Source organism: Paenibacillus prosopidis (assembly GCF_003337375.1).
GTDB classification, from domain to species: domain Bacteria; phylum Bacillota; class Bacilli; order Paenibacillales; family Paenibacillaceae; genus Pristimantibacillus; species Pristimantibacillus prosopidis.
Genome location: NZ_QPJD01000015.1, coordinates 63,554 through 84,343 on the forward strand (window position 1 = coordinate 63,554; position 20,790 = coordinate 84,343).

20 protein-coding genes and 1 tRNA gene are annotated in these 20,790 nt (G+C 48.2%); 1 reads left to right on the top strand and 20 read right to left on the bottom strand.

Annotated elements, in window-relative coordinates; all coding sequences use genetic code 11:
• Positions 1 to 4: 4 nt before the first annotated feature.
• The 17 genes from cobA to DFP97_RS22020 form a co-directional block, all read right to left on the bottom strand.
• Positions 5 to 1,558: a uroporphyrinogen-III C-methyltransferase gene (cobA, locus tag DFP97_RS21940; RefSeq protein WP_245976520.1), complete on the bottom strand. Its 1,554-nt coding sequence runs from the start codon at positions 1,556 to 1,558 to the stop codon at positions 5 to 7.
• A gap of 5 nt (positions 1,559 to 1,563) precedes the next feature.
• The gene (hemC, locus tag DFP97_RS21945; protein WP_245976523.1) at positions 1,564 to 2,535 is read right to left on the bottom strand and encodes a hydroxymethylbilane synthase; all 972 of its coding nucleotides are present in this window, start codon (positions 2,533 to 2,535) and stop codon (positions 1,564 to 1,566) included.
• The gene (locus DFP97_RS21950; protein ID WP_114382358.1) at positions 2,535 to 3,179 is read right to left on the bottom strand and encodes a precorrin-2 dehydrogenase/sirohydrochlorin ferrochelatase family protein; all 645 of its coding nucleotides are present in this window, start codon (positions 3,177 to 3,179) and stop codon (positions 2,535 to 2,537) included. The genes hemC and DFP97_RS21950 overlap by 1 nt, the downstream gene beginning before the upstream one ends.
• Before the next feature lie 37 nt (positions 3,180 to 3,216).
• Positions 3,217 to 4,023: a cytochrome c biogenesis protein CcsA gene (gene ccsA / locus DFP97_RS21955; RefSeq protein WP_245976524.1), complete on the bottom strand. Its 807-nt coding sequence runs from the start codon at positions 4,021 to 4,023 to the stop codon at positions 3,217 to 3,219.
• Between the two features lie 28 nt (positions 4,024 to 4,051).
• Complete coding sequence (hemA, locus tag DFP97_RS21960) at positions 4,052 to 5,434, bottom strand: glutamyl-tRNA reductase (protein WP_114382362.1); 1,383 nt, start codon at positions 5,432 to 5,434, stop codon at positions 4,052 to 4,054.
• A gap of 198 nt (positions 5,435 to 5,632) precedes the next feature.
• Positions 5,633 to 6,031, bottom strand: a complete 399-nt coding sequence (gene speD, locus DFP97_RS21965) for an adenosylmethionine decarboxylase (protein ID WP_114382364.1) — start codon at positions 6,029 to 6,031, stop codon at positions 5,633 to 5,635.
• 282 nt (positions 6,032 to 6,313) lie between these two features.
• Positions 6,314 to 6,961 (bottom strand): YjgB family protein, encoded by a 648-nt coding sequence (locus DFP97_RS21970; protein ID WP_114382366.1) that lies wholly within the window; start codon positions 6,959 to 6,961, stop codon positions 6,314 to 6,316.
• A 290-nt stretch (positions 6,962 to 7,251) separates the two neighbouring features.
• Positions 7,252 to 7,842, bottom strand: a complete 591-nt coding sequence (locus DFP97_RS21975; RefSeq protein ID WP_114382368.1) for a non-ribosomal peptide synthetase module — start codon at positions 7,840 to 7,842, stop codon at positions 7,252 to 7,254.
• Positions 7,843 to 8,055: 213 nt separating this feature from the next.
• Positions 8,056 to 8,643, bottom strand: a complete 588-nt coding sequence (gene yihA, locus DFP97_RS21980; protein ID WP_114382370.1) for a ribosome biogenesis GTP-binding protein YihA/YsxC — start codon at positions 8,641 to 8,643, stop codon at positions 8,056 to 8,058.
• On the bottom strand, positions 8,640 to 11,009 hold the full coding sequence (gene lon, locus DFP97_RS21985; RefSeq protein WP_114382371.1) for an endopeptidase La: 2,370 nt from the start codon (positions 11,007 to 11,009) through the stop codon (positions 8,640 to 8,642). Before lon ends, yihA begins: the two co-directional genes overlap by 4 nt.
• A 37-nt stretch (positions 11,010 to 11,046) precedes the next feature.
• Positions 11,047 to 12,750 (bottom strand): ATP-dependent protease LonB, encoded by a 1,704-nt coding sequence (gene lonB / locus DFP97_RS21990; RefSeq protein WP_114382373.1) that lies wholly within the window; start codon positions 12,748 to 12,750, stop codon positions 11,047 to 11,049.
• A gap of 164 nt (positions 12,751 to 12,914) precedes the next feature.
• Positions 12,915 to 13,139: a hypothetical protein gene (locus DFP97_RS21995; protein ID WP_181873625.1), complete on the bottom strand. Its 225-nt coding sequence runs from the start codon at positions 13,137 to 13,139 to the stop codon at positions 12,915 to 12,917.
• Positions 13,140 to 13,282: 143 nt separating this feature from the next.
• Positions 13,283 to 14,392, bottom strand: coding sequence for a flavodoxin-dependent (E)-4-hydroxy-3-methylbut-2-enyl-diphosphate synthase (ispG, locus tag DFP97_RS22000; RefSeq protein ID WP_114382375.1), 1,110 nt, complete (start codon positions 14,390 to 14,392; stop codon positions 13,283 to 13,285).
• A gap of 88 nt (positions 14,393 to 14,480) precedes the next feature.
• Positions 14,481 to 15,737: an ATP-dependent protease ATP-binding subunit ClpX gene (gene clpX, locus DFP97_RS22005; RefSeq protein WP_114382377.1), complete on the bottom strand. Its 1,257-nt coding sequence runs from the start codon at positions 15,735 to 15,737 to the stop codon at positions 14,481 to 14,483.
• A gap of 17 nt (positions 15,738 to 15,754) precedes the next feature.
• Positions 15,755 to 16,348: an ATP-dependent Clp endopeptidase proteolytic subunit ClpP gene (gene clpP / locus DFP97_RS22010; RefSeq protein ID WP_114382379.1), complete on the bottom strand. Its 594-nt coding sequence runs from the start codon at positions 16,346 to 16,348 to the stop codon at positions 15,755 to 15,757.
• 230 nt (positions 16,349 to 16,578) lie between these two features.
• On the bottom strand, positions 16,579 to 17,868 hold the full coding sequence (gene tig, locus DFP97_RS22015; RefSeq protein WP_114382381.1) for a trigger factor: 1,290 nt from the start codon (positions 17,866 to 17,868) through the stop codon (positions 16,579 to 16,581).
• 87 nt (positions 17,869 to 17,955) lie between these two features.
• The gene (locus DFP97_RS22020; RefSeq protein ID WP_245976526.1) at positions 17,956 to 18,864 is read right to left on the bottom strand and encodes a hypothetical protein; all 909 of its coding nucleotides are present in this window, start codon (positions 18,862 to 18,864) and stop codon (positions 17,956 to 17,958) included.
• A gap of 237 nt (positions 18,865 to 19,101) precedes the next feature.
• Here DFP97_RS22020 and DFP97_RS22025 point away from each other — a divergent pair.
• A tRNA-Arg gene (locus DFP97_RS22025) sits at positions 19,102 to 19,178 on the top strand.
• 145 nt (positions 19,179 to 19,323) lie between these two features.
• On the opposite strand, the gene DFP97_RS22030 is transcribed toward DFP97_RS22025, so the two are convergent.
• From DFP97_RS22030 to DFP97_RS22040, 3 genes are all read right to left on the bottom strand, one after another.
• Positions 19,324 to 19,932, bottom strand: coding sequence for a P-loop nucleotide/nucleoside kinase family protein (locus DFP97_RS22030; protein WP_114382382.1), 609 nt, complete (start codon positions 19,930 to 19,932; stop codon positions 19,324 to 19,326).
• A 136-nt stretch (positions 19,933 to 20,068) separates the two neighbouring features.
• Positions 20,069 to 20,419, bottom strand: coding sequence for a hypothetical protein (locus DFP97_RS22035; protein ID WP_114382384.1), 351 nt, complete (start codon positions 20,417 to 20,419; stop codon positions 20,069 to 20,071).
• Positions 20,420 to 20,444: 25 nt separating this feature from the next.
• A complete protein-coding gene (locus tag DFP97_RS22040) occupies positions 20,445 to 20,777 on the bottom strand; it encodes a hypothetical protein (RefSeq protein ID WP_114382386.1) in 333 nt (110 codons plus the stop codon).
• Positions 20,778 to 20,790: the final 13 nt, after the last annotated feature.

The following is a 20,790-nucleotide window of genomic DNA, read 5'->3' on the forward strand; positions in this document are numbered from 1 at the left end:
TCCCTTAATTTGCGCTTGTATTGGCGCGATGATAGTTAACGATCGATTGCATTAAGCTGTCCAGCGTCGAATCTTCAGGCTCGATGGTTACCTTGAGGCCGGCATCAACTACCGTCTGTGTCGTTATGGGACCGATGCTTGCAACCGGTATTCCCGTGAGCAGATCTACTGGATTCGCAATGCCTCTGCGTTTCAATACTTCAAGCAGATTCGTCACAGTGGACGAGCTCGTAAACGTGATCATATGAATATTCTTTTCACGGATCCATTCCAGCGCCAGCTCATCCTGTGAATCGGCCAGCACTGTTTCGTAAACGTCTATTTCGATTGGAACTAGCCCTTTCGCCTTAAGCTCACGCGGCAATACTTCGCGTGCCAAGTCGCCTCGCGGAAGCAGCACGCGCTCACCCGGCTTCAGCTCCGCCTCCAGCTTCTCAAGCAATCCCTCCGCATGAAACTTCACCGGCAGCTCTTCCACCGTAAGTCCGCGCTGTTTAAGCGCTTCTGCCGTCTTTGGACCGACTGCGGCAATTCTAGCGCCATGAAACCTTCTAATATCAATATGGAATTCACGCAGCCAGCGATAGAAGTAATCAACCCCGTTCACGCTCGTGAACATGATCCATTGGTATTGTTCCGCATCCTGCAGCCGCTCGCGAAGCGCTTCGACCGCAGCCGGCTCTGAAGGCTCCTGTGTCTCGATGACTGGAAACTCGCAAGGCTCGCCGCCCAATGCTTCAATTTGATCCGCAAGCTCGCTAGCCTGCGCTCTTGCCCGCGTGACGAGTACCCGCATGCCGAACAACGGTTTCTTTTCGTACCATTGCAGCTTCTCGCGCTGCAGTACGACCTCGCCGACAACGATGACGGCAGGGGGTTGAAAATCCGCTTCTCTCACGATCGCTTCAATAGTCTCAAGCGTCCCGACAATCGTGCGCTGCTCTACTCTCGTTCCCCAACGAATAAGTGCAACCGGTGTTTGCGGAGCTTTGCCATGACGTATGAGCTGTTCTGCGATATATCCGATTTTGGCGACACCCATAAGAAAAATAAGCGTTCCTGTCGCATTCGTCACCTTGTCCCAATGAATCGAACGATCGAGCTTGTCCGGACTCTCATGTCCCGTAATGATAGAAAGCGATGAGGCCATGTCCCGGTGCGTCACGGGAATGCCGGCATAAGCAGGTACAGCGATCGCTGACGTTATGCCGGGCACAATTTCAAACTCAATGCCGTTGTCGTAAAGCAGCTCGGCTTCTTCTCCGACCCGTCCGAAAATCGTCGGGTCGCCGCCTTTTAGCCGGGTAACCGTCTTCCCTTGCAGCGCCAAGTCAACAAGCAGCTGATTGATCTCTTCCTGCTTCATCGTATGACGGTCCGGCAGCTTGCCGACATAGATTTGCTCCGTTCCGGGCTTCACATGTCTCAATAGCCGAGGACTCGCCAAACGGTCGTACACGACAACATCGCATTGCTCTAAGCATTGCAGGCCCCGCACGGTAATCAGCTTTGGATCGCCAGGTCCCGCACCGACCAAATAAACTTTCCCCTTATCCAAGCTTCTCATCCCCCAATTTCCGCTAAAATGCGGTCTGCACCGCGTGCAATGAGAGCAGCTGCAACATCGCGTCCAAGCTGCTCGGGATTCGTCCCCTGCATAACTTCCTTCAGCATGGTCGCGCCATCCGGCGAACCGACCATTCCAGTCATGACTAACTGCCGCTCAACTTTATTGCCTTGATCTGCATCGCTAATTACACAATAAGCGCCGATCGGAACTTGGCATCCTCCGTTAAGCGCACCAAGAAAGCTGCGTTCAGCCCGTACAGTAAGTTCTGTTTCGGTATCGTTATAATAGGCAAGCAATTGTCGTATTTGCTTATCATTTTCCCGGCATTCAATGCCGAGCGCCCCTTGGCCAACAGCCGGCAAGCATACATCTACGGGAATACTTGCCGATATCTGATCCTGCCAGCCCATTCGCGTTAGTCCGGCCGCAGCAAGTACGACCGCATCAAAGCCTTCCGTTTCCAGCTTGCGAATACGTGAATCAATATTGCCGCGAATGGATTCCAACTTAAGATCCGGTCTGGCATGCTTAAGCTGGCATGACCGCCTCAGGCTGCTCGTACCTATACGTGCGCCAACCGGCAAGTCATCCAAGCTGCTGCCATCTCGCATCACTAGACAGTCTCTAGGATCGACGCGTTTAGGAATCGCGCCATTGATCAGGCCTTCCGGCAGCTCAAACGGCATATCCTTCATACTGTGCACAGCCAAGTCAATTACCCCGTCGACCAACGCCTGCTCGATTTCCTTCACGAACAATCCTTTTCCGCCTACCTTGGACAACGTAACATCAAGAATGCGGTCGCCCTTCGTTACAATTTTCTTTATCTCAAACGTATAATCGAAGCCATGCTTCTCGCTGATCCGCTTTAGCTCATCAATGACTTGTCCAGTCTGTGTCAACGCGAGCGCACTCTGTCTAGTTCCTACAACGATAACCCGTTTCTCCATGTTTGCTGCTGCCATTATGAATGCCTCCTGTCTATCCGATGATACAGGCTTTGCAGCCATTCATCAGTGTCGAAGTTGTTACGATTAAACTGCACAGCATCTTCAGCTGCAAGCTTTAGTACGGCCCGTCTCTCTTGCTCATCCAAAATCATGTCAAGCGTCCGATCACGCAATCGGCGCAGCCGGGCCGCAATTTCTTCATAGCGAGGGCCGTACTGTGCTTCAAGCTCCTGCTTGATCTGTTGCGACAGCGCCGGACTCGCTCCGGATACGGTAACGGCAAGCAATAGATCGCCTCTGCGTACGACGGACGGTGAAATGAAGGTACTGTTGTCCGGCTCATCTGCCGCATTGACCAAAACACCGAATCGCTCTCCGTCTGCAGCAACCGCTGCATTGACACGCTTATCGTTTGTCGCCGCAAATATAAGCCATGCTTCTTTCGCATCCTCTTCCTTATATTCGCGGCGCTCTAAACGGAACTTGCCCTCTGCTGCCAACCTTTCAATCTGCGCCGTGACAGAAGGGCTGACCAGAAGCACATCATCCGCCCCTGCCTCCAGCAGTCCAAGCAGCTTGCGCTGCGCAATGCCCCCGCCACCGATAATGACGCACCGCTTGCCTCGAAGCTGCAAGACGATGGGATAATATCCATTCATCTGCTTAGCGCCTCCATTCACAGCATCTTCCGCTTTATTAATGAAAAGATGAAAAGTAATTCGATAATATATTCAAAACCAGCATTCCAAACGAAGCGATATATAGCCTAGCAAGCTGCAGTCCTGGCCGTTTTAGCATCGCTCTCTGATAGACATAAATAATATACATAATCAATGTCGCAAACGAAGAAAGGACTTTCCAGTCAAACAGCAGCGCTATGCGGCCTTCAACGAGCAGAGATATAACCGCAATCGCGAGGGACATAGCCAGCAGCGGCACGCCGATGATAACCGCCCGGTCACCATAGCGCTCGATCAAATCTAAGCTTGGCAGTCTTCTCACAAAATTTGACCACCGTTTACGCTTCAATTGGTTGTGCAAAAATAAATACATGCAGGCGAATAAAGCCCCAATTGTTAGTGCCGCATATGCGCAAAGGACCAGACTAATATGTACATACAGCAGATCCCTCGTTGTTTTCCATACCGCTAATGATTCGCCGTTCCCTGGATTGCTGTACAAGTTAAGCGCCAGCACCGCGAATCCGACTACATTTACAAAAAAGACGATAAAATCAATCTTTATAAACCGACTGATGACTAACGATATCGTAACCAGAAGCCATGAAAACCCTAACCAATACTCAAAAGGAGTTACAACTGTCATTTGTAAATGAGACACAATGCGGGTGATCAAATAACCAGTCTGCAAAACCCAAACAAAAATAAGCAGCCCTGTACCTATCCGTTTTGCTCTCCGGCTCGCGTTCATGAAGTCGGAGAAATAAAACAGTAGGCTCAGGGCATAGATATAAAGTATCGCATCATATAGCAAGTTTTGCATCAGCATTGTCCCTCCACATTACGGCCCTCTATCTGATAATAGGAGCTAGTGCCACCGCAGCCGCATGGGTTTGAACGTTTTTCTTTTTTGCCGCAACGCCAGACTCGGCAGCCGCCTCAAGCTCTGCTTGCTGCGTCTTAGCCAGCTCTTCCTCCAGTGCAAACAGCTTGACGAACATATCCATGGCTTCATCAGCCCGCTTTTCACCGGCCATTTCTTTTATGCGCAAAATAGGGTCCTGCATCATTTGGTTTACAATGCTCTTCGTCAGCTTTCGAATGACTTTGAGCTCATGCTCCCCAAGGTTAGGTAGTTTATTCGTCAAACTGTTCATTGTTTCCTCATGAACGTCTGACGCTTTCGTTTGCAACGCTCTGATAAGCGGAACGACACCAAGCGTTTTGTACCATTGGTCAAACAGCTCGATTTCTTCGCTGATCATCGCTTCGATTTTGGCGGCCTCCAGGCGGCGGTGCTCCAGGTTGCTCTCCACAATGCCCTCCAGATCATCAATATCGTACAAGAAGACATTATCGACAGCCGCAATTGAAGGATCCAAATCACGGGGTACCGCTATGTCAATCATAAACAGAGGCTTTGCTTTACGGCGCTGCATCGCTCCAGCTACCTGCTGACGATTGAGTACGTAGCCTTGTGCCCCTGTCGAGCTAATAATAATGTCCGCTTCGTGCAGCCTCTCCGCCGCTTCCTCCATCGACCATGCGACGCCGTTAAACTTGTCCGCCAGACTCGCTGCCCGCTCGTACGTCCGATTCACGACAATAACCCGGTCAGCACCATTCGCATACAAATGCTTCGCTGTCAGCTCACTCGTTTCTCCTGCGCCTATAACCATAACGGTCTTTTTGTTAAATTGTCCAAAAATCCTTTTTCCGAGCTCGACGGCTGCATAGCTGACAGAAACAGCCGATTCGCCGATCGCTGTCTCGGAATGCGCGCGTTTAGCCAGCGTGACTGCTTGTTTAAACAGCATGTTAAACACTGTTCCGGTCGTTTTCAACTGTTGCGCTAACAAAAACGCACTTTTCACTTGGCCTAAAATTTGCGTTTCTCCTATGACCATCGAATCGAGTCCGCTTGTGACTCGGAACAAATGTTCAATTGCCTTGTCATCCTCGTACATATATAAATGGTTCGTAAATTGCTGACGAGGCAATTTAAACCATTTCTCCATAAAGCTTCGAATATAGTGCCCGCACAAATGGTGCCTGTCTACAACAGCGTATAGCTCCGTCCGATTGCAGGTCGCTACTATGACACATTCCATTATACTTTGTGTCTGAATGAGCTGCTTTAGCGCTTCCGGTAAATCCCGTTCCGCAAACGCAAATTGTTCTCTAACTTCCACGGGAGCCGTTCGATAATTCAGTCCTATCGCGATAATGTGCATGCGCGGTCACCTGCCTCCTTCTCCAATTCGTATCAACCTATTATATTACCGTTAAGTATAGCACAATTCGACATTCAGATAGTGTTCATTTATGAATAATATTTGAAAAATACATACTCATTATTCCCTTTTCAGGCAAAGAAATAACCATGGAGAAATCCCATGGTTATTTCGATATGACCGATTAATTTAAAGCTCTTAAACGAGCTCGGTTTGTTTCATTTTTGGTTCTTCCACTTGCAGTTCGCCCATTCCGCGTACAAGCTTCTTCGCATAAGTTGCTTTTGGCTTCAGTACAGCGAGCATGTAGTCGATCGCAAGCTGAGGATCAACAGTTTCACCGCAGGTATAACAATCCAGCGCAGCAAAACCTCTCTCAGGATACGTATGAATCGAGAGGTGACTCTCCGACAGCAGCACGAGTACAGTTGCTCCTTGAGGTTCGAATTGTTTCGCTTGAACTGACAATACAGTAGCACCACAAGCTTCAGCAGCCTCTACCATGTGTGATTGTAAAAATTCAGCGCTGTTTAGTAGATCAAAGTCTACACCCCAAGTATCAACAGCAACGTGTCTTCCGAAAGTTGAATATTCCATCTTTCGGTTCCCCCTTCCTAGGAATAAAATGTTTGAAAAATTTCATCCGCTAGGACCTACGTCATTCACTTCCCGAGGGATTAATCTCTCGCAACATAACAATGTCCTGAGTGAATCCTGGTTCCTATTATTTAAGGCCAACAATCTTTTCAACGAGAATAAAAATAACATCTATCCGTAATAATTGCAACATTTTTTTTTGCAAGGATTGAATTGGCGTTCACCTTCCAGCCCCGTTCTCAATGTATGATCAATAAGCTTATCCCGCAACTCAATAACGGGTCATCCCGCCATATTATTTTTGGTGTCCTCCGGACTATATACGGAGATGTGGTCAACCTTGCCGGTTGTCTCCGAAATTATAAATTTCAGCTGGTATTGCTCGTTAACCTGATACGTATAGATGTCGTCTGATCCGTTAACGGTTGTCTTATCCGCTTTACCCAGAGCGGCTTCAATATCCGTAAGGGTAAGCGACTGAAGCTTCTTCGCATATGATCTTACATCGAATACAATCATCCCTTTGTTGTACCCGAAAGTAATGCCTTTGTCTTTGTATTCGGCATATATGCCTTTACCGGAAGTATTATTACTATCGGCCTTTCCCCATGCCTTCTCAATCTCATCATATAAAGCGGAATGCGCGGCATATTCGCAATTTGGCACCTTACCTTCTTTTGCAAGCTCAACAAGGGAACCAATCGTTACTGCCGCTTCAGAGCCGCCTGTCAGCTCTTCCTCAATGTTCCCGTCATTTGTATCGCTTGGCTCCGTGCGTGGCTCTGTGCTTGGCTGTACGCTTGGAGACGCTGTTGCTGGAGGCGGTGTTTGATTCATATTAGCATCGCTGTTACTGCAAGACGATAATGAAATGGCAATCGCAAAGGATATGCCAATTGCAAACTGTTTGAACCGTGCTGTCTGATTCATGTGGCTCGTTCTCCTTCTCCTATGTGTGTAGGTAACAGTCATTATTCATGTTCCCAATGTTATTAACTGTTTACACTCGCAATATGTTGCATATAGAGCCAATGACAAATATTAGATATGAGAAAAACTCCTATCGAAGTACTTCGAGGATGGGCGACCGCGTTTATGAAGTTTTTATAATCAGAATGATCTCCTTTACGCTTTATCGCTGTAATGCACTTAAACATTCTGATGTGGTAACGAAAAAAAGGAGCCGCGGCAGCGGCTCCTTTCCTTTTTCTTATACATTATTACGCTTCAAGAACAAAGAGCTTACGGGTCAATTCGGTTAATCGCTCATCGATATTGCCAATCTCTTCAGCCTCGTTTGTTTGGTTGCGCAGATCGAGCAGCTCGTTAACCGCGCTGTTGATTAAGCTGATCTCACGCTCAATCAGACGGCTGCGGAAAACACGCTCTAGTTGACCAAGCGTATCCTTAAACTCAAATACCACTCGTTCTCCTGTTTTGGAGCTTTCAACAATTTTGAGAACAGTACCGTTCATATAATGATAGATCATCGTATAATGACTATAGATTCGGTTGACGATCGCGTTGCCGCGGAAAGCAGATACCGCTTTGCGCATAGCATTGGTCAGCCTTGGCCCAATAAGGCGGCAAGTAAGTACGCATACATAATAGTCTTGTTGACGTTCGAAGGTCAGTCGGACTTCTTCCCTCCCTGCTACGTCTTCGAGAACCAGCTCCTGGTTTCCGTTATCGAGCACTAGCACCTGAAGGCGTAATTGCTGCTCTTCAAATAATCGGATAAACTCAGCCATCTCATCATTCGTTAACTGCAGTTTGGCATTTACATACTCTGTGGCTAGCCGCTTAGCCATAAAAATCTCCTCAATTCTTTAAACTTGCACGCTTTGGTCTAGATGCTTTGGTCTTGCTGTTTAAGTATATTATACGTGATCAGCGAATTATATTCCTGCCGTCCATCCCCGATATTTACGCATATTCCACAAAAAAACGGTGGATTCCACGAGGAAAGCCGACTTTTTCACTGAATCCTCTGCTTTATATAAGAACTTATTGCACTAGCTACCTCATGTAGCAATCGCTTCCGTAATGATGTCCCAAAGCTGCTCTCGTCCAAGCCCCGTTTCTGAGGAAAACAAAACGACTGAATCGCGCGGATCCGCTTCCAGCGATTTTTTGATCATCTTTATATGCTTGTCCCATTTCGACCTCGGAATCTTATCCGCCTTCGTCGCCACGATACAGGTCGGTATCTCGTAATGCTTCAGCCATTTGTACATAAGCTTATCCTGTGCTGACGGCTCGTGACGGATATCGATTACAAGCAGCTGCAGCTTAAGCGGCTCGCGATCACGAATATATTTTTCAATCATCTCACCAAACTGCTCGCGCTGCGTCTTCGACACCTTCGCGTAGCCATAACCGGGAAAATCGACCAGGTAAATCATTTCATTTACCCGGTAATAGTTAAGCTGCTGCGTCTTGCCCGGCTGCGAACTCGTTCTAGCTAAGTTTTTGCGTAAAATTAATTTATTAATCAAGGATGATTTGCCGACATTCGAACGCCCTGCCAGAGCAATCTCCGGCAAGGCGTCCTCAGGATATTGATGCGGCTGTACCGCACTGATGATGAACTGCGCTTGTGTTATTTTCATAAAATCGATGTACCTGCCTTCTCCCCCGTTTGAACCGGAACGAGCGCATGCCTCAGCACTTCATCCATATGACTGACAGGAATAAATTGCATATCATTGCGTACGCTGTCGGGAATGTCCCTTAAATCCCGTTCATTGTCCTTCGGCAGCAGCACCTTCCGAATGCCTGCGCGATGTGCGGCCAGCGATTTTTCCTTTAAGCCGCCAATCGGAAGCACGCGGCCTCTCAGCGTTATTTCACCTGTCATCGCTACTTCCTTGGACACATAGCGATTGGTAAGTGCCGAAATAAGAGCCGTTGCAATGGTAATGCCTGCAGATGGACCATCCTTTGGAATGGCACCCTCCGGAATATGAATATGAATATCGTTTTTTTCATGGAAGCTCGGATCAAGACCTAACTCGATCGCTCTTGACCGCGTATAGCTGAAAGCTGCTTGCGCCGATTCCTTCATGACATCACCGAGCTTGCCGGTTAACGTCAGCTTCCCGCTGCCAGGCATGATTGTTACCTCGATGACTAGCGTATCGCCGCCAACCTCCGTCCAAGCCAGGCCGGTAACAGCGCCGATTTGGTTCTCGGTCTCAGCAAGCCCGTAACGGAACTTCGCCGGTCCGAGCCATTCCTTAAGCAGCTCGCTCTTAAGCTCAAGCGGCTCTTGCTGCTCTGCCTGCTCATTCGCAACGAAGTGCTTCGCTGCTTTGCGGCACACAGCAGCAATTTGCTGTTCTAAATTACGTACGCCCGACTCACGGGTATACTCTCGAACAAGCTGCAGCAGTACCTCGTCAGATACCTTCAGCTGCTCCTCCGTTAACCCATGCTCCTTCTTCTGCTTCGGAAGCAAGTAACGCATGCCGATCTGCAGCTTTTCAAGCTCCGTATAGCCTGGAATATACAGAACCTCCATACGGTCAAGCAGCGGCCGCGGAATGTTGTGCATCGCGTTCGCTGTAGTTACGAACATAACATTCGAAAGATCGAACGGAACTTCGATAAAATGATCGCTGAACGTATTATTTTGCTCAGGATCAAGCACCTCTAGAAGAGCTGAAGCAGGATCGCCACGGAAGTCCATTGCCATTTTATCGATTTCGTCCAGCAGAAATACAGGATTTAACGAGCCCGCCGTCTTCATTCCCTGAATGATTCTGCCCGGCATCGCGCCAACGTAAGTTCGGCGGTGACCGCGAATTTCCGCTTCATCCCGCACTCCGCCTAGTGAAATACGTACAAACTTTCGACCCAGCGACTTCGCGATTGAACGTGCGAGCGACGTTTTGCCGACGCCTGGAGGACCGACTAGACAAAGGATAGGCCCTTTGAGCTGCTTGACCAGCTTCTGCACCGCCAAATATTCCAGCACCCGCTCCTTTGGCTTTTCCAATCCATAATGATCGTCGTTAAGAATATCCTCCGCTTTGCTCAAGCTAAGGTCATCATCCGTTTGCTTATTCCACGGTAATGACAGAAGCCAGTCGATATAATTTCGAATGACGCCGCCTTCCGCTGATGTAGACGGCATTTTCTCCAGGCGATCGATTTCCTTCTCGATCTTTTCCTTCACGAGATCCGGCATACCTGCTTCGGCAAGCTGACTACGCAGATCCTCAACCTCGCCTGCGCGACCTTCCTTCTCGCCAAGCTCCTTTTGAATCGCCTTCATTTGCTCGCGCAAATAATATTCCTTCTGCGTTTTTTCCATTTGCTTCTTGACGCGTTGGTTTATTTTGCGTTCGAGCTCAAGCACCTCTCGCTCATTGTTCAAAATGTCGAGCAGCTTCTCCAGACGCTCTCCTACATCGACCGTTTCAAGAATGTCCTGCTTATCCTTGATTTTCAGTGTCAGATGGCTCGTTATAACGTCCGCAAGCCGACCTGGATCGTCGATGTCCGACACCGCAGCATGCGTTTCCGGCGTTATTTTCTTCGATAACGAAATGTAATGCTCAAATTGGCTCAGAACGGAACGCATAAGCGCATCAACCTCAGGGTCATCCGTCTCCTGCTCCGGCAGCTCCTTAACCGACACTTCGTAAAACTCATCATTCGGCAAATAATCCAAAATCTCTGCGCGAATGACACCTTCCACTAAAACGCGAATCGTACCGTTCGGCAGCTTCAGCATTTGCCGCACTTTCGCAATCGTGCCGACCTTATATATATCTTCCTCGGTCGGCTCCTCAATGTTCACTTCAGATTGTGAACAAAGCAATATCATATGATCTTCGACCATCGAGCGCTCAAGCGCCCGAACCGATTTGTCCCTACCCACATCAAGGTGGAGCACCATGCTGGGATAAACGAGTAGACCCCTCAGCGGAAGCAAGGGCAGTCGACGACCTTTCGATTTACTAGGTCCCACTCCAGCACCTCCAAATGTTAACGTCTTCCCCATTTTATCATTCTACGGAATCAGCCTGCAAATAGGGAACGCCTGATGCAATAAAAAGATCTGTTCCAAGCGGTGTTTCCACGCGATTCGGCAGGACGTCAGCCTCAGGAAACACATAAGCGAACACTTCTTCAACCCGCTCTACCGGAATAACCTTAAGTCCCTCCAGATCAGCGAATATGGCCTGCCAGTTTTCTCTCGGAATAATAACCTGCTTGGCACCTGCTTGGAATGCAGCCTCTACTTTAGCTAATACGCCGCCGACAGGCTTCACGTTGCCATGAATGCCGACTTCTCCCGTCATCGCTAGCTTATTGTCGATTGGTACGCCTTTGATAGCCGAAGTAATCGCTGTTGCCATGGCAATCCCGGCGGAAGGCCCATCAATCGGCGTTCCTCCCGGAAAGTTAATGTGCAAGTCGTAATCCTGCGGATTAAGTCCAATGCGGCGCAGCACCGTAAGCACATTTTCCACAGAGCCCTTTGCCATGCTTTTGCGTCTGAGTGTCCGTGTGCCGCCTCCAAGCTCCTCCTCGTCAACAACGCCGGTAATCGTAAATTGACCGTTTCCTGAGGCAGCAGGAATTGCGCTAACCTCAATTTCGAGCAGCGTTCCCATATTCGGACCGTAGACGGCAAGACCGTTCACAAAGCCAATCTGAGGAGCATCAGGCACTTTGCGGTCAGGACGCGGCGGAATTTGACTGCTGTTGACTACCCACTCAATATCGCCTGCTGTGATGCTGTCCCTTTTCTCGGATAAGGCTACGCCGGCTGCAAGCTGAATGACATTTACTGCCTCACGGCCGTTCGTTGCATATTTTTTGACAACGTCAATGGCTTCCGGGCACGGCGCAAAGCCGATCTTCTTCACTGCATTTTCCGCTACTAACCCGATTTCATCTGCAAGCAATGGCCGGAAAAACACCTCCATACAGCGTGACCGGATGGCAGGCGGAATTTCCTGCGGCGAGCGGGTAGTTGCTCCAACAAGCCGGAAATCGGCAGGCAATCCATTTTGAAAAATATCATGAATATAAACCGGGATGTTTGCATCCTCCGAATTGTAATAAGCACTTTCAAGAAAGACCTTGCGGTCCTCAAGCACCTTTAACAATTTATTCATTTGTACCGGATGCAATTCACCTATTTCGTCAATAAACAAAATACCGCCGTGTGCCTTCGTAACGGCACCTGGCTTCGGCTGCGGAATTCCCGCAACTCCCATTGCGCCCGCACCCTGATAAATCGGGTCATGCACAGAACCGATAAGCGGATCGGCAATACCACGCTCATCAAACCGCGCAGTTGTCGCATCAATCTCCGTAAACTTTGCCTCCGGAAGAAACGGCGATGATGGATTTTTTTTTGCTTCCTCAAGCACAACGCGTGCGGCAGCCGTCTTTCCGACGCCTGGCGGCCCATATATAATAACATGCTGCGGATTTGCGCTGCAGAGCGCTGCCTTCAAGGCACGCAGCCCGTCGCGTTGTCCGACGATATCCTGCATCGCCTGCGGTCTCGTCTTCTCCGCCAGGGGCTTCGTCAGCGAAACCGACCGCAGCTTACGCAGCTTATCCATTTCTTTGCGCGATTCCCGGTCTACCGCAGAACGGTTCGTCTTCTGATTGCGCAGCAAGTTCCAGAAATACAGGCCAATAACTACAGCAAAAAACACTTGGATCAACATTAATACAACACTTAAATTCATTACCTATCCGCCCCTCTCAAGCGTAAACGGCTGACGCCGTCCTTTGGCAGTACGAACAAACTACATAATTGGTAGTATTACCCCTTAGAAGAGGGAATAACCGCTTTCGCGATTTTTTTCCGATTTCGTCAGAACATCCTGTCCACCTGCCGGAAAGGGAACTCCTAATTCAATGCTTTCAGTTCATCCATCAGCTGCCTGGAACGTTTGGCATTCCCTTCCGCAAAGTTTTGCAGCCGGATCTTGAGCTCTTCGTTTTGATGAATCTGTTCCGAAGTCGTTGTATAGGTTCGAAGAAGTTCTGTTTCTTGATCAAGCGATTGCTGCAGAATGCGCTTTAAGCTTTCTTGATCGATTTCGCATTGTTGATTCGGTTGATCGCAATCCACGTTTTTCACCTCCGCATCTATTTCAGCTGTGATGTGTATCATCAGTGGATAATTTACCCTATTCATCACATTCCATGCCTATAAAAAAAGAAACTTAACTACGTCACGTATGGACGTAATTAAGCCTCTTAATCTGTCATGGCTTATGCTGGCGCATGATGCTTGCGGCCAGGTATTTCGCCTGTTTCTTCAAACACGCGTACGATTTCATCGATTTCTTTCTTTAACTCGTTTAGAAGCTCTGCTTCCGGTACTTTGCGTATCATTTCCCCGTACCGGAACAGCATGCCCTCGCCTCTTGCGCCTGCAATGCCGATATCGGCCTCGCGTGCCTCGCCGGGCCCGTTCACCGCGCAGCCAAGCACGGAAACTTTTATAGGCACTTTTATTTTTGCAATATAATCCTCTACCTCATTGGCAATTGAAAATAGATCGATATCCAATCGGCCGCATGTCGGACACGAAACGAGCGTTGCCGCGTTCGTAATCAGTCCGAACGTCTTCAGCAGCTCGCGTGCTACCTTCACCTCTTCAACCGGATCAGCGCTGAGGCTAATCCGTACCGTATTGCCGATGCCAAGAGCCAGCAATGCACCGATGCCCGCCGAGCTCTTAATTGTGCCCGTATGCAGCGTACCTGCTTCCGTAATGCCAAGATGCAGCGGATATTTAATTTTCTCGGCAGCCATGCTGTATGCGGCAATCGCCATCGGTACGTCAGACGCCTTCAGCGACACGATAATATCGTGAAAATCAAGCTCCTCCAAGATTCCGATATGGAACAATGCACTCTCTACCATCGCTTCCGGAGTCGGATAACCGTACTTCTCAAGCAAGTGGTTTTCTAATGAACCTGCGTTTACGCCAATCCTAATTGGAATGCCCTTATCCTTGCACGCCTGGACAACCGCTTCGACCTTCTCGCGGCGACCGATGTTGCCCGGATTAATCCGCACCTTGTCTACGCCGTTCTCGATCGCCATCAGTGCCAATCGGTAGTCAAAATGAATATCCGCGACAAGCGGAATATGAATGCGCTTTTTAATCTCTTTAATCGCTTCTGCTGCTTCTTTATTATTGACGGTAACACGCACGACCTGACAGCCCGCTTCCTCGAGACGCAATATTTCTGCGACTGTCGCTTCCACATCTGCTGTCTTGGTCGTGCACATACTTTGAATAATTACTTCATTGCTGCCGCCAATCGTAAGATCGCCGACTTTAACCGCTACCGTATCTTGACGTAAGTACATTTACTTATCTCTCCCATGAACGTCAAAGTCCACCCTTTGACTGGCGGTGACCCGCACGGCTGGGTGGAAACAATGACGGTAGTGATGGCTAGGCGCTCTCTTCTTTCTTCTTACCCTTCTTAGCAGCAAGCTCAGGCATAATTTTGTCCTTTACGGATTGCTCCGTAATGAGACATGTGCTCACATCATCACGTGACGGCACCTCATACATAACCTCGAGCATGATGCCTTCGATAATTGCGCGTAGGCCGCGTGCGCCTGTGTTGCGCTTGATCGCTTCCTTCGCAATGGCATCGAGTGCGGCCGGCTCGAAATCGAGCTTGACATTGTCCATCTCAAGCAGCTTTTGGTACTGCTTCACAAGCGCGTTTTTCGGTTCGGACAAAATCCGAACGAGTGCCGGCTCATCAAGCGGCTCCAAGGTAGAAATAACCGGCAGACGTCCAACAAACTCCGGAATAAGTCCGAATTTGAGCAAGTCCTCAGGCAATACCATCGTTAAATATTCGCCTGCTTTCAAATCCTTCTGCATTTCGCCCGAAGAGTTGAAGCCGATAACCTTCTTACCGATACGGCGTTTGATCAAGGACTCAAGCCCGTCGAACGCGCCGCCGCAAATGAACAAAATGTTCGTCGTATCGATTTGAATAAACTCTTGATGCGGGTGCTTGCGACCGCCCTGAGGCGGAACGGATGCAACCGTGCCTTCTAGAATTTTCAACAGCGCTTGCTGCACGCCTTCACCCGATACGTCGCGCGTAATGGACGGGTTCTCCGATTTGCGGGCCACTTTATCAATCTCATCGATATAAATAATACCGCGCTCCGCTTTTTCGACATCGTAGTCGGCAGCTTGAATGAGCTTGAGCAAAATGTTCTCCACGTCTTCCCCTACATAACCGGCTTCCGTAAGCGATGTAGCATCTGCAATTGCAAATGGAACGTTCAATATTTTAGCCATCGTTTGCGCCAGCAATGTTTTACCGGAGCCCGTTGGACCCAGCAGCAAAATATTACTCTTCTGCAGTTCCACGTCTTCGATCTTGCTGCCGGAATTGATGCGTTTGTAATGGTTATACACGGCTACAGACAATGATTTTTTCGCAAATTCTTGTCCGATAACATAAGAATCCAATATTGCCCGGATATCTTTCGGTTTCGGAATGTCCTTGAGATCAAGCTCTTCCTCATTCCCAAGCTCTTCCTCAACAATTTCTGTACACAGCTCAATACACTCATCGCATATATAGACGCCGGGTCCGGCAACCAGCTTACGTACTTGATCTTGCGACTTTCCGCAGAACGAACATTTCAACTGGCCTTTTTCATCGTTGAATTTAAACATGTAATCACCCCTTTTGATTAAATCGCCGATACCGGAGTAGTAATCACCTTGTCAATCAAACCGTAAGCAAGAGCTTCTTCCGCGCTCATAAAATAGTCACGGTCGGTATCGCGGTCGATTTTGTCATAAGGCTGTCCGGTACGTTCTACGTAAATTTGATTCAGCTTTTGTTTCGTTTTCAAAATCCAATCCGCATGGATTTTGATATCGGTCGCTTGACCACGCACGCCGCCAAGGGGCTGGTGAATCATAACCTCAGCGTTTGGAAGCGCGAACCGCTTCCCTTTCGCACCCGCTGTCAACAACAACGAACCCATGCTTGCTGCCATGCCCATGCAAATCGTAGACACTTCAGGCTTAATATATTGCATCGTATCAAAAATACCCATCCCAGCTGTTACGGACCCGCCGGGAGAGTTAATGTACAGATGAATGTCTTTCTCCGGATCGTCGGCCGCCAGAAACAGCAGCTGTGCAATGACGGAGTTTGCTACGTCATCATCAATTGCGCTCCCAAGGAAGATAATACGGTCCTTCAGCAAACGGGAGTAAATATCGTAAGAACGTTCCCCACGGTTTGTTTGTTCGACTACGATCGGTACTAGATTCATGCGACCAACCTCTTTTCGTTTATGGCTTAGATTACTTACTTATTGTAACACGTCATCGAAGTGATGTCATTTTTCCAATAATACAGTATACGGCGACGGCCGTTCGATATGTACGGAGATTAGCCTCCAGAGCAAGCACATTTTCATATGTAGGGTCAAAATAAGGCACGTATCTGTGACGTGCCTTATCTTGTGTAAAACGTTTTATTTAATTTCTCTTATGTGATCGATTAAACCGTTTTGCTGTTTTCAAGCAAGAACTTGATTGTTTTACGAAGCGCAACATCTTCTTTCAAGCTGTCGATGTTGCCGTTTTTCGTGAAAATCTCACGAAGCTCATCCGCAGGGCGGTTGTAGGCTTTGGACAAGTTCTCAAGCTCTTCCGTCAAATCCTCGTCAGTCGCAGCGATTCCTTCCGCTTTCGCGATAGCGTCAAGCACCAGGTTATTGCGAACGCGCTTCTCGGCATCCGCACGCATTTGCTCACGAAGAACAGACTCGTTTTGACCTGAGAATTGGAAGTAAAGATCCATGTTCATGCCTTGCATGCGCAGACGGTTTTCGAAATCCTTGACCATGTAGTCCGTTTCAGTAACGATCATCGGCTCAGGAATTTCAACATCTGCTGCCGCCGTAGCTTTCTCGACAACTGCTGTTTCAAGAGCTTGCTCGGCTTCTTTATCCTTGCGTTCCTTCAGCTTAGCGGACAGATCTTGCTTGTATTCGTCAATTGTATCGAACTCGCTGACGTCTTTAGCAAACTCATCATCCAAAGCCGGAAGATTTTTGCGTTTGATTTCATGCAATTTCACTTTGAATACTGCTTGTTTGCCAGCCAGGTTTTCAGCATGGTAGCTTTCAGGGAACGTAACTTCTACGTCCTTGTAGTCGCCGATTTGCATGCCTACAACTTGCTCCTCGAAGCCAGGGATAAAAGATCCTGAACCAAGCTCAAGCGAATAACGTTCGCTTTGGCCGCCTTCAAATTGCTCTCCGTCTACATAGCCGTCGAAATCGATAACGGTAATGTCGCCGTTTTGAGCAGCGCCTTCTTCAATGACCGAAAGCTCTGCGTGACGCTGCTGCAAACGCTCCAGTTCAGCTGCAATTTCCTCTTCCGTTACTTCAGATGCGACAGCTTCAACTTCCAAGCCTTTGTAATCGCCAAGCGTTACTTCCGGCTTAACGATAACTTTAGCTTTAAATTTGAATGTTTGACCTTTTGCGAATTGCTCTACGTCAATCTCAGGACGGTCAACCGGCTGAAGATTGTTTTCTTTGACTGCGTCGGAATAAGCATCAGGCAGCAGAATGTCAATAGCATCCTGATACAGGCTTTCAATTCCAAAACGGGATTCGAAAATGCCGCGCGGCACTTTACCTTTACGGAATCCTGGAACATTCACTTTTTGAACGACTTTCTTAAATGCTTGATCAAGAGCTTGTGCGACCTGCTCCGCTTCTACCTCCACGTCGATCGACACGATGTTCTTGTCTATTTTTTCCCAAGTTGCTTTCATTTTATGCCTTCCCCTCCGAAAATGCTCATGCATCCTAGTTTTCACGTTCCATAAACCATTCTATTATAAACAAGATGGACAACCTTTTCAAGACTGAGGTTCATCATCTCCGGACTGCTGCAATAAGGCAACCTGCCTCAGAGCTCTACATGCTTGCTCATAACGAAATCTTAATCCTTCGGTAATGCCATATGTATCGCGAATATCGTCATCGTTGGCTGAGCCGTACACGGTGAGCAGCAGCGTCAAATGCAGTGCAGCAGCAAAGCAGTCGACCGTATCCTCATCCTCCCTCAGCATCCAATGATAAGCAGCCGTGCCGTACAAAAATTGCAGGCTTTCTTTCCATAGCTCCCTGGCAAAATGAGGAAGTGTCGGATCATCTACCTCGGCGACCTGCTCCGTCCGATTTAAAATACGGTTAACTGGCTCAGGAAAATCATCCATAGACAGCGGAGTAGCATCCATTTCCAGCTCCACTATCTCTCCCAGTCTCTCGATCGTAACCGTTCCGGAAGCTCCTCTCTTACGCAGACATTGCAGCGCCTTAAACTGAACGACTGGATGTACTTGCTGGGTCATTAGCCATTCGATAATGGTATCATTAATATCTTCTGCTTGAACATATGCCGCACGTTCCAGAGCAAGCATTTGCTGGTCTATCATCGGATGATGCTGCATGATATACAGCACTTGGTTCACATAAGCCTCATCCTGATCAGGAGGATTCAGAATCTGTTCGCGCATCAATGCCTCATTCTCATCATCCTTATCCACATTTGCCATGATGAAGCCAGTGTCATCCCTGCTTGATCCATCTTCTGGAAAAGCCATATCGAGCCAAGTCAGAAGGCTGTCCCATTCTTCGTAATGGCGCTCGTCTTCGCCTTGGCACTGCAGCAAAAAGCGAAGCAGCTCCTTGGCCTCCCCATACTGTTCCGCTTCTAGCATACGAGTCAGCTGTACCTGATAATGGTCCAGCATGCTAGGGAACAAATAAACGTTATCCTTGTTGTCGCCTTGTGTGTCATTGGGAGTCGTTATGGTAACACCGCCTTATTGTCACGCCGTTTGATCATTCAACTAATCTCGCGTACGATTATACCATGCCGAGTCAAAAGAAAAAACAAACACCGCCATTTCACTCTTTTTTCGAGAAAATGAAGCGGCTTGAAAAAAAATATACATATTTGCTTGCAATAAACGATTCACATATGGTATATTATTATTCGTGTCCCAGTAGCTCAGCTGGATAGAGCAACGCCCTTCTAAGGCGTCGGTCGGGAGTTCGAATCTCTTCTGGGACGCCATTCTAATTTTCATAAACACCATTACATATAAGTAAACCTCCTTCAGCGAATATTATCTGAGGGAGGTTTTTTCGGTTTGTATTTAATTCGATTGGCGGTTACTTCACAGCCAATTCCCCGGCAATCGGGGACGGTCTGCGATACATTACAACGTTAACGAAGGCTGCTTCTCGTTAATAAACTGATAGAGCTGCTCTGATTTCTCCTGAGTCAATTCACCGCTGTTGTCGAATATGAGAATCGATGATTGCGGAATATCCCAATTGATTTGCGGTACAAAATCGATACGTTTTTCGAAATCTCCCCAATTGTTCAGCTTCCATTGGTCGCGCTCGGTTTGACGGCCGATAATGCGTTCCTTTTGCATGCCCATATCCAGCAGCGTTACAACGATTACACTCACGTCCACGTCCTGCTTCTTCAGGCCTGCTGCGCTGATGACCTCTTCAATCCACTGCTTATTTTTAAGCTCCGCCGTAAAAGGCGAAATCATAAATACGTTTTGGCCTGCTGCCAAATTTTCGATGCAAACGTCTTTGGCCGTATCATATTCCAAATCGCGTAAATTCCGTTTGTAGTAATCAGAATCACGGTCATTTTTGTCCAGACCGTTCATCTCCAAAATGGCCTCAACGAATCTGCCGCCAATTGTATCCCGGTCGAGAAACGCCGCAGGAATGCGATCCGCCAGCTTTCTAGCTACGGTTGTTTTGCCTGTGCCTGCCACTCCGACGAAAAAAACCAACTTTTGCAAAACGATATGCCTCCACTATTTTTTGTAGAATTATATCATTTATTACGCCTTTTTAATAGAATCGACCGCTCTAAAAGTATGTAAAAATAAAATGACTGTTCCATTCGGAAATGATCCGTAGGAACAGCCTCTCCTTTCACTCCGTTTGTTCAAGCAGCCGTGCAAGCTCTTCCCGCACACGGCCGCTGGACAGCACCTGCACTTTAAACGATTCGCGCGCTCCCCAATCCGTCTTCATATTAATGTTGCGGAAGGCGCTGATCGTTATGTCCTCAAATGCTTGATGCATATTGTTGTCGAACCAATCTGTCTTTGTGTCCGCTTCATTTCGTACAATCGCCTGCAAATCAAAGTCATTATCCTCGGACTGCGAGAAGTAAGCAAGAACAACTGGAGCTTTCGCATCATCGGTTGTCACCTCTACCTCACCGCATCGAATGCCGCCTTGCTGGACGGCACCTCTTACATGCGCCTCTATTACTTGCAACTTCTATTACCTCCCGCATGTATCGTTATAACAGCTGCATCTTGTCGATATGCTGCCTCGTCGTTTCCGTCCCGTATTCATAGATCTGCTTGTAAATTCGTTTAATAATTTCGTCATATCCGTTATTCATTTCCATTTCGCTGGCAGAGCCATAAGGATGGCTGACAAAATGGAAGGCTTGCGCTTCATCCATGCTCGCCAGCTCATCGAACTGCTCCCGAAGCCGGGTGTACTCTTCCTCGTTCGCCAAAATTTCAAGCTCGTATGCGGCCGCTTGCGGATCCTCTAAAATTTGCCCCGCTTGAACCGATACGTAATAGGGCTTTCGTTCACTGCTTACAGCTTCGTCACCTTTCATAAATCCTGACTCC

What these genes read in the sequence shown, in the direction of transcription:
- clpX (WP_114382377.1), bottom strand. Translation starts at nt 15,737, where the DNA reads ATGTTTAAATTCAACGATGAAAAAGGCCAGTTGAAATGTTCGTTCTGC.
- ispG (WP_114382375.1), bottom strand. Translation starts at nt 14,392, where the DNA reads ATGTACTTACGTCAAGATACGGTAGCGGTTAAAGTCGGCGATCTTACG.
- DFP97_RS21950 (WP_114382358.1), bottom strand. Translation starts at nt 3,179, where the DNA reads ATGAATGGATATTATCCCATCGTCTTGCAGCTTCGAGGCAAGCGGTGC.
- tig (WP_114382381.1), bottom strand. Translation starts at nt 17,868, where the DNA reads ATGAAAGCAACTTGGGAAAAAATAGACAAGAACATCGTGTCGATCGAC.
- hemA (WP_114382362.1), bottom strand. Translation starts at nt 5,434, where the DNA reads ATGCACATTATCGCGATAGGACTGAATTATCGAACGGCTCCCGTGGAA.
- DFP97_RS21970 (WP_114382366.1), bottom strand. Translation starts at nt 6,961, where the DNA reads ATGAATCAGACAGCACGGTTCAAACAGTTTGCAATTGGCATATCCTTT.
- yihA (WP_114382370.1), bottom strand. Translation starts at nt 8,643, where the DNA reads ATGAAAATAACACAAGCGCAGTTCATCATCAGTGCGGTACAGCCGCAT.
- DFP97_RS21975 (WP_114382368.1), bottom strand. Translation starts at nt 7,842, where the DNA reads ATGGCTAAGCGGCTAGCCACAGAGTATGTAAATGCCAAACTGCAGTTA.
- lonB (WP_114382373.1), bottom strand. Translation starts at nt 12,750, where the DNA reads ATGAATTTAAGTGTTGTATTAATGTTGATCCAAGTGTTTTTTGCTGTA.
- clpP (WP_114382379.1), bottom strand. Translation starts at nt 16,348, where the DNA reads ATGAATCTAGTACCGATCGTAGTCGAACAAACAAACCGTGGGGAACGT.
- ccsA (WP_245976524.1), bottom strand. Translation starts at nt 4,023, where the DNA reads ATGCAAAACTTGCTATATGATGCGATACTTTATATCTATGCCCTGAGC.
- hemC (WP_245976523.1), bottom strand. Translation starts at nt 2,535, where the DNA reads ATGGCAGCAGCAAACATGGAGAAACGGGTTATCGTTGTAGGAACTAGA.
- speD (WP_114382364.1), bottom strand. Translation starts at nt 6,031, where the DNA reads ATGGAATATTCAACTTTCGGAAGACACGTTGCTGTTGATACTTGGGGT.
- DFP97_RS22040 (WP_114382386.1), bottom strand. Translation starts at nt 20,777, where the DNA reads ATGAAAGGTGACGAAGCTGTAAGCAGTGAACGAAAGCCCTATTACGTA.